Raw genomic sequence first — 12,190 nt, 5'->3', positions numbered from 1 at the left:
GGCAGTCCGGTCTGCGGATGCCACGGTTCGCGGCGTCGGATCATGCGGCCGGGACGGGCTGACACCGGGGGCAGAAGAAGATGCCGCGCTCTCGTTGCGCCACACGGTCGTACTCCGGCGCGGTGTCACCGAGCAGGTCGGCCGCGAGCAGGGTGCCGCACCGCTGGCACGGGCGGTGCGTTCGCCCGTAGACCAGAGCGCGCCGCGGAGGCTTCGCTACCGCTTCGGCCAGGATGCGGTGTGCTTCGTTGACCAAGGCCAGCAGGTCCGGGACATCGCCGACCCGCGTCGCGGGGTGGACGCGGCGGAGAAAACAGACCTCGCTGCGGAAGATGTTCCCGATACCGGCCAGATTGCGTTGATCCAGTAGCGCGACACCGATGGGTTGATCGGGATACCGCTCCAGTCGCCGGACGGCTTCCGCCGCATCCCAATTCGGGCCCAGCAGGTCAGGTCCGAGATGGTCGACGATGTTGTACTCGTCGCGCGCCCGCACCACCTCGACGGTGCCCAAGGAGAACCCGACGGCCTCGACATCCGCGGTGCTCAGCACGACCCGCGCGGCGACGCGGGGTTTCGTCCAGCGCTGTCCGCAGTGGAACACCCGCCAGCTGCCCTCCATCTTGAGGTGAGTGTGAATACTCACGGTGGGCGTCCGGATGAACAGGTGTTTTCCGTAACTGCCGACGCTTTCGACCGTCTGTCCGCGCAGATCCACCGTCGCGTAGCGCGGAACCCGGAAATCGCTGCGGGTCAGTTCTTTTCCCGCCAAGGCGGCACGGAGCCGTTCGGCGGCGAGAAAGACGGTGTCACCCTCGGGCACAGGGCAGCTCCGTCGAGTCGGCGCGGGGTCGCGGGCTCACGGGCGGCTCCGGAGGCGCAGGCCGCGCGGGGTGGCGGAGAAACCCGCTTCGGTGAGAAATCCGGCGAACGTGTTGCCGTGCACGGTGTCTCCGTTGACCCGGTCGATGACCAGCGAATCCACCCGGCGGCGGTGGACCAGGTCGGCCAGCGCCGCGGCGGCCGCGCGGCGTGCGTCGGGCTCCTCGGTGAAGGTGAGCAGGGTTTTGCCGCCCCGCTCCAGGTACAGGACCAGTTCGCCGTCGACGAGCACGACCAGCGCCCCGGCTTTGCGTCCGGGGCGATGCCCGCCATCGACGTCGCTCTTGGGCCAGGCCAGCGCGGCGCCGTACGGATTCGCGGGATCGCACGCGGCCAGCGCCAGTACCGTGCCGGTCGGCTCCCTGGACTCGGGGCGGGCGCGTTCGGGATCGAAGGAGCGCAGCCGGTCCACCACGTCGGTGGTGGAGAACTGGGCGCCGCCGAGCGAGTCGACGAAATAGCCGCGGCGGCAGCGGCCCCGGTCCTCGAACTCGGTGAGCACCCGATACATCAGCGCGAACCCGCCCGGCACCCCCTCGTTCTGCACCGAGCCCCTGGTCAGCACGCCGTACCGCTCCAGAAGTAGATCCGCGGTCGCGTGTGCGCGCAGTGTGTTGTCCGAGATCCGCTCCGGAAGCAGAGACCATCGCCCGGCGACCGAGGGCGGACCGGAACGGGTGGGCATGCTCGGCCGGGGCAGATAGGTTCGCCCTCGTGGCGCGCGCCGGGGCGTGCGGTGCGCCGTCGTGGTCCGGGCTGTGCCGGACAGCAGCGCCCGCACCGGCGCGAACGTGTCACCGGACACCATTCCGGCCCAGACCAGTTCCCATAGCGCGGAGGCCGCCGCGGTGTCGTCGAGCAGGCCGGTGGCGTCGGAGAGCTGCCGGAAGAAGTACGCACCGCCGCTGTGCGGCACAGGTACGAGTCGCTGATAACCCTCGGCCGCGCTTCCGGACGGCGGATCCGGGTCGTCCAACGGCACGGGTGCTCGATCCGGCACGGTTTCCACGGGGCCGGGCGGTGTCCATTGCACGAAGGTCGCGCCCAGCGCACCGAGCAGGCGCAACTGGACGTCGGTGAGGTCGACTTCGTCCGGCGGCGCGAGGGTGAACGGCGCCTGCTCGGCCGGATGCAGGGCGATCCAGCCGTCCTTGGCGGTGATGGCGCCGTGCCCGGACCAGATCACCTCGCCCGTCGCCATGAGTTCGTCGAGCATGGCGGGGGTGTAGTCGCGCACTCGCGCGGGCAGGACGAGTGATTCCCAGGCAGACGCCGGGATCGGCACGCCCGCGAGCTGTTCCACCACGGCCGCGACGCCGTCGACGCCGCGCAGCTCGCCGCTGCCGACGTGCTGCCAGGACGGGAGAAAGCGTCCGAACGCGGCGGTGGCGACCGGCTCGACCTCGTGCCGGGCGGCGGCGAGGGATCTGCGGCGCAGCCGGCGCAGCACTTGCGCGTCGCACCACTCAGCCCCGGCCGCTCCGGGTGTGAATTCGCCTTCGACCACCCGTTTTTCGGCAGCGAGCCGGTGCAGCGCGGTGGCGGCGACCGCGGTGCCGAGCCCGAACCGGGCCGCCACCGCCGCCGTCCCGAACGGGCTGTGCGTGCGGGCGTAGCGGCTGACCAGATCGCCCAGTGGATCGGCCACCGGCTCGATGAACGCCGACGGCGTGCCGATCGGCAGCGGAACCCCGAGCGCGTCGCGCAGCCGGGCCGCGTCCTCCACCGCCGCCCACCAGGTGCGCCCGGCGAAGGAGACCTCCAGCGCACGACGCGCCGACACGAGGCTTTCGAACCACGCGACCGGATCGCCGTCGCAGCGCTGCGCGGCTTCGGCGGCGGTGAGCGGCCCGAGCAGCCGCAGTAGGTCCGCCAAACCCTCGGCGTCGCGTGCGTGCCGCTCGGGGGTGAGCCGCTGCAGTTCCCGCTCGGTGTGGTCGATGACCGCGGCGTCGAGCAGTTCGCGCAACTCGACCCGGCCGAGCAGTTCGGCGAGCAGACCGGAATCGAGTGAGAGCGCGGCGGCGCGCCGCTCGGCCAGCGGGCTGTCGCCGTCGTACATGAACTGCCCGATGTAGTCGAACAGCAAGGCGTTGGCGAACGGTGACGGCGTCGCGGTCTCCACCTCGACCAGCCGGATCCGGCGCCGCCCCACCTGAGCGAGCAGGTCGCGCAGCGACGGCAGGTCGTAGACGTCGCGCAGGCATTCGCGCACCGTCTCCAACAGGATCGGGAATTCGGGGAACTTGCGCGCCACGTCCAGCAACTGGGCCGAGCGCTGCCGCTGCTGCCACAGCGGGGCTCGTTTGCCCGGGTCCCGGCGCGGCAGCAGTAACGCGCGCGCGGCGCATTCGCGGAAACGGGAGGCGAACAGCGCCGAACCGCCCACCTGCTCGGTGACGATGTCGTCGATCTCGTCGGGCTCGAAGACGAACAGTTCGGCGCCGGGCGGATCGTCGGTGGTGTCGGGCAGCCGTACGACGATGCCGTCGTCGGAGGCGTTCGGCGCGGCGTCCACGCCGAACCGTTCCCGCAGCCGCGCCCCGATGGCCAGTGCCCAGGGGGCGTGCACGGGAAGACCGTAGGGGGAGTGCAGCACCAGCCGCCAGTCGCCCAGTTCGTCGCGGAACCGCTCCACCACCAGCGTGCGGTCGGTGGGGAGGTGCCCGGTCGCGGTGCGCTGTTCGTCCACGAGGGTGAGCAGGTTGGCGGTCGCGTTGTCGTCGAGCCCGGCGGAGTGCATGATGTCCGCGATCCGCTCCGGCGCGGACCCGCCGCCCGTGCCGTTTTTTCCCGAATCCGACCGCACCCGACTCTGTTTCGAGGTTCTCCGCGGTGCGCCGTCGCCGCGCCGTGACGTCCGTTCGGTGCTCGCGGGCCCGGCCGATTCGGCGGCCCGGTCCTGGGCGACCGTGCGCACGAACTCACCGAGCGCCGCACCGAGTTCGGCGGGCCGGCCGAGCCCGTCGCCGTGCCAGAACGGCAACCGGCCCGGCTGCCCGAACGCGGGCGTCACCAGCACGCGATCGAAGGTGATCTCCTCGATCCGCCAGCTCGTCGCCCCGAGCGCGAACACGTCGCCGACCCGGGACTCGTAGACCATCTCCTCGTCGAGCTCCCCGACCCTGGATGCCTTCTCGCCCACCATGTACACCGCGAACATGCCGCGATCGGGAATCGCTCCGCCCGAGGTCACGGCCAGCCGCTGCGCGCCGGGCCGTCCGGTGAGCGTGCCCGCGTCGCGATCCCAGACCAGCCGGGGACGCAGCTCGGCGAACTCATCGGACGGGTACCGCCCGGAGAGCAGGTCCAGCACCGATTCGTAGGCCGAGCGCGGCAGCGACGCGTAGCTGCCGGTGCTGCGTACGACGTCGAACCACGCGTCGACATCGATCGGGTCCAGCGCGCACGCGGCGACGGTCTGCTGCGCGAGGATGTCCAGCGGGTGCGCCGGGATCTGGATCGCCTCGATCTGTCCCGCCGTCATCCGCCGCGACGCCACCGCGCAGTGGATGACGTCGGTGCGGTGCTTGGGGAAGATCACCCCGCGCGAGATCTCGCCGACCTGGTGCCCGGCCCGGCCGATCCGCTGCAATCCGCTGGCTACCGAGGGCGGCGCCTCCACCTGGACCACCAGGTCCACCGCGCCCATGTCGATGCCGAGTTCCAGGCTGCTGGTCGCGACGACGCAGCGCAACCGCCCGCTCTTGAGATCGTCTTCGATCAGCGCGCGCTGCTCCTTGCTGACCGAACCGTGGTGCGCGCGCGCGAGCAACGGCCCGGCGCCGTGGATGACCTCGGTGGACGGGCCGAGCTGTGCGGGCGGCTCGTGCTCGGTCGCCACCGGCTCGCCCAGCCGCGCCGCGTAGGCCTCGTTCAGTCGCGCGGTGAGCCGCTCGGCCAGCCTGCGGGAGTTCGCGAACACGATCGAGGACCGATGCTCCAGCACCAGTTCGACGATGGCCTCGTCCACGTGGGGCCAGATCGATCCCGGCTGGTCGGAGTCACCCGGCTCGGTCATGTCCGCCACCGGCACGCGCACCGACAGGTCGAAGGTCTTGGGCGCGGGCGGCGCGACCAGTGTGATCGGCGCGTTGCCGACCAGGAACCGCCCGACTTCCTCCGGCGGCCGGACGGTCGCCGAAAGCCCGATGCGCTGGGCGGGCCGCTCGGTGAGCAGATCGAGCCGGGCCAGCGACAGCGCCAGGTGCGAGCCGCGCTTGGAACCGGCGATCGCGTGTACCTCGTCCACGATCACCGTGCGCACGTCCCGCAACGTCTCCCTGGCGGCGGAGGTCAGCATGAGGAACAGCGACTCCGGCGTGGTGATCAGGATGTCCGGCGGGGTGCGCAGCATGGACCGCCGATCAGACGCGCTGGTGTCTCCGGAACGGACCCCGACGGTGATCTCCGGCGGCCGTAGACCGAGGCGCTCGGCGGTCTGGGTGATGCCGACCAGCGGCGCCCGCAGATTGCGTTCCACATCCACCGCCAGCGCCTTCAGCGGCGACACGTACAGCACCGAGGTGCCTGCTCGCTCGGGCCGCTGCTCCCGGCCGGCCAGCTGATCGATCGCCCACAGGAACGCCGAAAGGGTCTTGCCGGACCCGGTGGGCGCGACGACCAGAGTGTGCTCGCCCGCTGCGATCGCCTTCCACGCCCCGAGCTGAGCGGAGGTCGGCGCGGGGAACGCGCCGTCGAACCACTCCTGGGTCGCGCGGGAGAACTGGGCCATGGAATCAGTGTGCACCGGCCCACCGACAAGCACGCCCGTACCGTTTGGTCGAGCGCAGCGGGAGCAATCGAACAACGGCGGCCGACGCCGGGCCGTACGCTTCCACAGGTGCAGAAAGTGCTCAGACTCGACCTGGTCAGCCATGGCATGACCGAGGCGATGCGGAAGGCGCGCTTCCCGGTGGACGAGTCGCTCACCGAGGCCGGCAGGCGGGCGGTGGCCGGGTGCGGACCGCTCACCGCGGCGCGAGTGCTCACCGGCCCGGAACGCCGGACGGTGGAAACCGCCGCGCTGCTGGGGCTGCTGCCGGATGAGGAGGACAACCGGCTGCGTGACCTGGACGCGGGCGCCTGGCGTGGCGGTGAACTGATGTCGGTGCCCCAGCACGAGCTGTACGCATGGCTGACCGACCCGGCGTTCCGCGGGCACGGCGGCGAATCCGTGCTGGACGTGATCGAACGGACCAGGCTCTGGATGGCCGAGGTCGCCGCGCGGTCGGTGTCCACGATCGCGGTCACCCACCCCGCGGTCGTGCGGGCCGCGCTGCTGGTGACGCTGGATGCCCCGCCGAAATCGTTCTGGCGCATCGACATACCGCCCGGCAGCGTCACCCGCCTGCACTATCGCGGCGAATGGACACTGCACTTCACGGCCTGAGCCGATCTGGGGGCTTTCGGGCCGAGCTGTCAGTTCCATCAGCTGATGGGACGACGTCTGGATTCAGCAGTTGGTCGGTGCGGGTTCGCCGCGGAACCTGGCCTCCACGTAGTTCCACGCGTCCGCGAATCCGGCGGCGGCCGCGGTCAGGTGCTCGGAAATGTCGACGGTGTGGAAGGTCAGCTGCGCACCCGCCTTGCAGTACCGGTCCGCGACTTCGGCGATCGGCTCGTAGAAGGTGAGTGCGTCGAAGCGACCCTGCCACATATAGGTCGGCACCGCGGGCACGCCGTCGAAGTACTTCAGACTGTTCTCCCGCAGGACGGCATGCGCATCCGGGCTGTCCATCAGGCTCTTGGACGCCGCCATCTGCTCCGCGCTGCGGAAGGCGCCGTGGAAGAGCAGGAACCTGCGGCAGGCGTCGTGGGTGAATTCCCGGAACCACAAACCGTTCTCGTTGAGCTGGTCGGAGATCGGCAGCCGGTCCAGGTACTCCCGCTCCAGCCCCATCGCGGCGGCGAAGGCGAGGCCGAACCCGGGGTGCGGCTCGAAGCCGAGCACCGTCGCCATCTCCTCCAGGTCGGCCGGGATGCCACCGGCCACGGCGGCGGTGAGCTGCAGATCCGGCGCGTAGGTGGGTTGCATGGCGGCGGCCCACGCGGTGGCCATACCGCCGCCGGAGTAGCCGGCGAGGGCGACGGGGGAGTCGGACAGGCCGAGTTCGGCGACCTTGCGGACCGCCTTCACGCTGTCGAGGGTCATCATGCCGGACAGGCGCGCGGCGCCGTAGGCGGTGGTGGGTCCCAGGTAGTCCGGCAGGGAAATCGCCCACCCGCGCCCGATGGGCAGCATCGCGCCGACCGCGTCCTGCAACTCTCCGTTGAACAGCGAGCGCGATGGATTGCATTGGGTGCCGAGGGAATTGATGAGTGCCTGGTAGGAGATCAGCGCCGGGTGCTCGACCCCGGCGGGCAGCAGGACCGTCGTGATGCCCATGACGGGGTTGCCCTGCGAATTGGTGGAGCGGAACGCGACTTGCCAGCCTTCGGTGCCGATATACATACCGGTGGCGATCCGGCGGGTCCGTACGACGTCACCGGTGGCGAGTGCCGCCAAGTCGGGCGGCGCGGTGTAGAAGGGGTCGGGATCGGGAGTGGGATAGAGGGGTCGAGCAGTCGCGGGCAGGCCGAGCAGGCCGAGCGAGACCATGCTCACCAGCAAGATCGCGATCCTGAACGGAACTCTGGACACGGGTTTCCTTCGAAAGTCAGCCGTCACCGACCCAGCGCGGCCGCGGCGGGCGCGCCGCGGCGTCGGTGCTTCGGACGGCGCCGGCACTACAAGGAAGACCGCAGCGAAGCCGCGCTGCGGGGCAGAGCGGAAGGAACCGCCGCCGAGGGGCCCTGAGTCGGTCATGGCGGACTGCCGCGCCGGAGGTGGCCTGCCCGGTCGCGCGCCGATCCGGCCCCTCGTCGCATGGCTCATGTGAGGCTGAGCACCGTCCGTCCGCCCAGCGCGCGTCGCAGGCTTACCACGACCACGCCGTACTCGCGCTTCTGCTCCGGGTTCGCACCCTGACACGGCGGCATACCGTGATGCAGGCCGTGGATCAGCCGCACGCTCACCAGGTCGGTCGATTCCTCCACCCGCGCGGTGAATCCGATGCTCGGACAGCCGAGCGGGCCGGGGATGTGGATCCCGAGTTTGTCCATCCCGTCCTCGATGTCGTACTCCGAGAAGGGCAGTGTCGAATCGGATTCCAGGTCCGCGGCAGGCGGGACGACGATCATCGTCCCGCCCGCGTAACGCCGGGGGCCGGGGTCGGCCCGCATCCCCGCCGCCGCTTCCGCGGTGCGCTCCGGGGTGGCGGGCACGCCGGGGCCCGCGTGCTGCCCGCACCCGGTCAGCGTTGCGAACGTGATGGCGGCGACGATCGCCGTACCCATCCTGCGCGGTGCCACCTTTCCACCTTCACACAGGTGGGCGCGGGTGCGGTGGAGGATGCGCGGCGTGGCACGGGTGCGACCTCGCCGACTGTTACCGCGTCGGCTCGGGGACCGTTGTCCGCACCGGCGTGCGGGCGATCGGGCGGCAGTTGGTCGAGCAGTCCTCGAGCACGCCCGTGGCCCGCCGCGCGACACCCACGCGAGATCAGCCGACTTTCGCCGGGAATAAGAGAAGAGAAACGGCTCGGAGCGCTGTGCTCCGAGCCGTCTCGCAGTAGCGGGGACAGGATTTGAACCTGCGACCTCTGGGTTATGAGCCCAGCGAGCTACCGAGCTGCTCCACCCCGCGTCGGCTTTTCCAACACTACACAGGGTGGGAGGAAAAAACCCAATCGTGCTGGTAGGAGGCCATGTTGCGGGCGTTTCAGCCGAACTCGATGCCCTGAGCGAGGGGCAGTTCGGTGGAGTAGTTGACGGTGTTGGTGGCGCGGCGCATGTACGACTTCCAGGAGTCCGAGCCGGATTCGCGGCCGCCGCCGGTCTGTTTCTCGCCGCCGAAGGCGCCGCCGATCTCGGCGCCGGAGGTGCCGATGTTGACGTTGGCGATTCCGCAGTCGGATCCGTCCGCGGCGAGGAAGCGTTCGGCCTCGCGCTGGTCGGTGGTGAAGATGGCGGAGGAAAGGCCCTGCGGTACTTCGTTGTGCAGGGCGATCGCGCGATCGAAGTCGTCGTAGGCGAGCACGTAGAGGATCGGCGCGAAGGTCTCCTCCCGCACCACCGCGGTCTGGGCGGGCATGCGCACGATGGCGGGCCGCACGTAGTAGGCGTCGTCGCCGAATCCCTCGACTCGCTCGCCGCCGCATACCAGTTCGCCCCCATCGGTCACGGCCCGGTCCAGCGCGGCCCGCATTCCGGTATATGCCTTGCCGTCGATCAGCGGCCCGACCAGCACACCCTCGGCGAACGGATCGCCGACGGGCAGTTGCCGATACGCCCGCTCGAGCCGGTCCAGCAGCGGGCCCGCCACGCTTCGGTGCACGATCAGCCTGCGCAGCGTGGTGCAACGCTGCCCGGCCGTGCCCGCCGCCGCGAACACGATGGCCCGCGCCGCGAGGTCGAGGTCGGCGGACGCGGTGACGATCGCGCCGTTGTTGCCGCCCAATTCCAGCAGGCAGCGCCCGAGCCGCTCGGCCACCCGCGGCGCCACCAGCCTGCCCATCCGCACCGAGCCGGTCGCGCTCACCAGCGCCACCCGTTCGTCGTCGACGAGGCGGGAGCCGACGTTACTCGCGCCGTGGATGAGTTGATGGATCTCGGGATCGGCGTTCGCCTCGCGGGCCGCGCGCCGCAGCAGCGCGTGACAGGCAACGGCGGTCAGCGGCGTCGTCTCCGACGGCTTCCAGACCACAGTGTCGCCGCAGACGAGCGCGATAGCGGTATTCCATGCCCAGACCGCGACCGGGAAGTTGAACGCCGAGATCACCCCGACCACGCCGAGCGGATGCCAGGTCTCCATCAGCCGGTGGCCCGGACGTTCCGAGGGCATGGTGTGGCCGTACAGCTGCCGGGACAGGCCGACGGCGAATTCGCAGATGTCGATCATCTCCTGCACCTCACCCGCGGCCTCGGCGGGGATCTTGCCCGCCTCGAGCGTGACGAGTTCGGCCAGCTCGCTCTTGTACGCGGTGAGCAGCTGGGCGAGGTTGCGCACGACCCCGGCCCGGACCGGGGCCGGAACCCCGCGCCAGGCCCGGAAGGCGGTAGCGGCCCGGCCGATCGCGGCGTCGACCTCGTCGAGTGAGCTGGATCGCAGGGTGGTCAGCCGCCCTCCGGTGATCGGAGTGCGCGCGGGCAGATCGCCCGGTTCCGGTGGCGGCGCGCCCAAGTGGCGCAGCAGCGCCTCCGCGCGGGCGGCGAGTCGTCGGGTGGCCTGGTCGTCGAGTACATCGGTCATCTGTTGTTCCGCCGTACCTTTCGGCCGCGTCGCGGCGTGTCTGTCCCACATGGCGGGAGGATGGAGGTCGGGTTCCGGGCACGAGGCGGGCTGCCTGAGTTAGCCTTCGCTGATGGCGGATACACCGGCGCGACCCGTACTCGATGACATCGATCGCCTGCTGATTCGGGAACTGATGGCCGATGGACGGGCCACTCTGTCGAACCTGGCCGAGAAGGCGAGTCTGTCGGTGTCCGCGGTGCAGTCCCGAGTCCGCCGATTAGAGGCGCGCGGTGTGATCCGCGGGTACACCGCCCACGTCGATCCGGAGGCGCTCGGTCAGCTGCTGTCGGCATTCGTCGCGATCACTCCTCTCGACCCGTCACAACCCGATGACGCGCCCGCGGTGTTGCAGCACATCCCCGGCATCGAGGCCTGTCACTCGGTGGCCGGTGAGGAGAGCTACATCCTGCTGGTGCGCGTGGCCTCCCCGCGGCACCTCGAGCAGTTGCTCCAAGAGATCAGAGCCACCGCCAACGTGCGCACCCGGAGCACCATCATCTTGCAGACATTCTATGACAGGTGACGATTCTGTGTAATTAATACGCTTTGTTGTAGAGGTTCCGTAAATTTTTACGTACCCTCAGGGCGTGACCATCGAACTGGAACGCACCCGCCCGGCGGTCACCCCCGCCACCCGGGTCCACGAGATCTTGTCGGCGAGCATCCTGGCCGACGGCTTCGACTTGGTACTCGACCTCAACCGCTCCCGCGGCTGCCGGCTCGTCGACGAACGAGACGGCAGCCCCTACCTGGACATGTTCGGCTTCTTCGCCTCCAACGCGCTGGGCATGAACCATCCCGCCCTCGCCGAGGACGCGCAGTTCCGGGCCGAACTGCTCGCCGCGGCGGTGAACAAGCCGAGCAACTCCGACGTGTACACCGTCGAGATGGCCCGTTTCGTCGAGACGTTCGTGCGGGTGCTCGGCGATCCGCGGCTACCGCACCTGTTCTTCATCGACGGCGGCGGCCTCGCGGTGGAGAATGCCCTCAAGATCGCGTTCGACTGGAAGAGCAGGCACAACGAAGCACACGGCCGCGCACCGGAACTCGGCACCAAGGTGTTGCACCTGACCGGCGCGTTCCACGGCCGTACCGGCTACACCATGTCGCTCACCAACACCGATCCGGTGAAGACCGCGCGTTTCCCGAAGTTCGACTGGCCGCGCGTCAAGTCGCCCTATCTCACCGACGCGTTCGACGTCGAGGAGGCGGAGGCCTGCGCGCTCGCGCAGGTGCGGCGGGCATTCGAGGAAAGCCCGCACGATATCGCGTGTTTCATCGCCGAGCCGATCCAGGGCGAGGGCGGCGACCGGCATCTGCGTCCGCAGTTCCTGCAGGCCGTGCAGCGGCTGTGTCACGAGAACGACGCGCTGTTCGTGCTGGACGAGGTGCAGACCGGCGTCGGCATGACCGGGACGGCCTGGGCCTATCAGCAACTGGGCTTGGCTCCGGACGTCGTAGCGTTCGGCAAGCGGACCCAGGTGTGCGGTGTCATGGCGGGTGGACGGGTGGACGAGGTGCGCGACAACGTGTTCGCGGTCAGCTCCCGGCTCAATTCCACCTGGGGCGGCAATCTCGCCGACATGGTGCGTAGCAGGCGCACCCTGGAGGTGCTCGAGCAGGACGGGCTGATCGAACGGTCCCGGCCGCTGGGGGCGCATCTGCTCGAACGGCTGGGCGCACTCGCCGCCCGGCACGCCGATGTCAGCGAGCCACGCGGGCGGGGCCTGATGTGCGCGATCACCCTGTCGTCGTCCCGGCTGCGCGACGAGGTGCTCACGGCGCTGCGCGAGCGCGAGCACGTGCTGATCCTCGGCACCGGCGAGCGGGGCATCCGGTTCCGTCCTCCGCTGACGGTCACCGGCGCCGAACTGGACGAAGCCGTCGACGCACTGGATCGAGTGCTGACCGGCCTGCACTAGCGTACGGGCGACGATCCGGATGTTCCGGCGTACTTCCGCGGGAATGCGCCGG

The 12,190-nt window shown here is 70.1% G+C and carries 8 protein-coding genes and 1 tRNA gene; 3 read left to right on the top strand and 6 right to left on the bottom strand.

What is annotated here, in order from left to right; genetic code table 11:
- Positions 1 to 40: 40 nt before the first annotated feature.
- On the bottom strand, positions 41 to 823 hold the full coding sequence (locus ACT89H_RS18345; RefSeq protein WP_445109847.1) for a DNA-formamidopyrimidine glycosylase family protein: 783 nt from the start codon (positions 821 to 823) through the stop codon (positions 41 to 43).
- A 36-nt stretch (positions 824 to 859) separates the two neighbouring features.
- Positions 860 to 5,617 carry an ATP-dependent helicase gene (locus ACT89H_RS18340; protein WP_445109846.1) on the bottom strand — a complete coding sequence of 1,586 codons (4,758 nt, stop codon included), beginning with the start codon at positions 5,615 to 5,617 and terminating at the stop codon, positions 860 to 862.
- Between the two features lie 108 nt (positions 5,618 to 5,725).
- Here ACT89H_RS18340 and ACT89H_RS18335 point away from each other — a divergent pair, with 108 nt between their 5' ends.
- Positions 5,726 to 6,274 (top strand): histidine phosphatase family protein, encoded by a 549-nt coding sequence (locus ACT89H_RS18335; RefSeq protein WP_445109845.1) that lies wholly within the window; start codon positions 5,726 to 5,728, stop codon positions 6,272 to 6,274.
- A 63-nt stretch (positions 6,275 to 6,337) separates the two neighbouring features.
- Here ACT89H_RS18335 and ACT89H_RS18330 read toward each other — a convergent pair whose 3' ends face one another.
- The 4 genes from ACT89H_RS18330 to amaB all read right to left on the bottom strand — a co-directional run bounded on the left by ACT89H_RS18330 (position 6,338) and on the right by amaB (position 10,174).
- On the bottom strand, positions 6,338 to 7,483 hold the full coding sequence (locus ACT89H_RS18330; protein WP_445110054.1) for a lipase family protein: 1,146 nt from the start codon (positions 7,481 to 7,483) through the stop codon (positions 6,338 to 6,340).
- A 272-nt stretch (positions 7,484 to 7,755) separates the two neighbouring features.
- A complete protein-coding gene (locus tag ACT89H_RS18325; protein ID WP_445109844.1) occupies positions 7,756 to 8,235 on the bottom strand; it encodes a hypothetical protein in 480 nt (159 codons plus the stop codon).
- Between the two features lie 260 nt (positions 8,236 to 8,495).
- Positions 8,496 to 8,569: transfer RNA gene (locus tag ACT89H_RS18320), tRNA-Met, on the bottom strand.
- A gap of 75 nt (positions 8,570 to 8,644) precedes the next feature.
- Positions 8,645 to 10,174: an L-piperidine-6-carboxylate dehydrogenase gene (amaB, locus tag ACT89H_RS18315; RefSeq protein ID WP_445109843.1), complete on the bottom strand. Its 1,530-nt coding sequence runs from the start codon at positions 10,172 to 10,174 to the stop codon at positions 8,645 to 8,647.
- Between the two features lie 112 nt (positions 10,175 to 10,286).
- On the opposite strand from amaB, the gene ACT89H_RS18310 reads away from it, so the two are divergent.
- The gene (locus ACT89H_RS18310) at positions 10,287 to 10,739 is read left to right on the top strand and encodes an Lrp/AsnC family transcriptional regulator (RefSeq protein ID WP_039796222.1); all 453 of its coding nucleotides are present in this window, start codon (positions 10,287 to 10,289) and stop codon (positions 10,737 to 10,739) included.
- 64 nt (positions 10,740 to 10,803) lie between these two features.
- Positions 10,804 to 12,138, top strand: coding sequence for an L-lysine 6-transaminase (gene lat, locus ACT89H_RS18305; protein ID WP_445109842.1), 1,335 nt, complete (start codon positions 10,804 to 10,806; stop codon positions 12,136 to 12,138).
- Positions 12,139 to 12,190 lie beyond the last annotated feature (52 nt).

The organism is Nocardia aegles, from assembly GCF_052545135.1.
The sequence above is the reverse complement of the archived record's forward strand: the minus strand, read 5'-3'. Positions and strand labels throughout refer to the sequence as shown.

What these genes read in the sequence shown, in the direction of transcription:
- amaB (WP_445109843.1), bottom strand. Translation starts at nt 10,174, where the DNA reads ATGACCGATGTACTCGACGACCAGGCCACCCGACGACTCGCCGCCCGC.
- ACT89H_RS18310 (WP_039796222.1), top strand. Translation starts at nt 10,287, where the DNA reads ATGGCGGATACACCGGCGCGACCCGTACTCGATGACATCGATCGCCTG.
- ACT89H_RS18340 (WP_445109846.1), bottom strand. Translation starts at nt 5,617, where the DNA reads ATGGCCCAGTTCTCCCGCGCGACCCAGGAGTGGTTCGACGGCGCGTTC.
- ACT89H_RS18330 (WP_445110054.1), bottom strand. Translation starts at nt 7,483, where the DNA reads ATGGTCTCGCTCGGCCTGCTCGGCCTGCCCGCGACTGCTCGACCCCTC.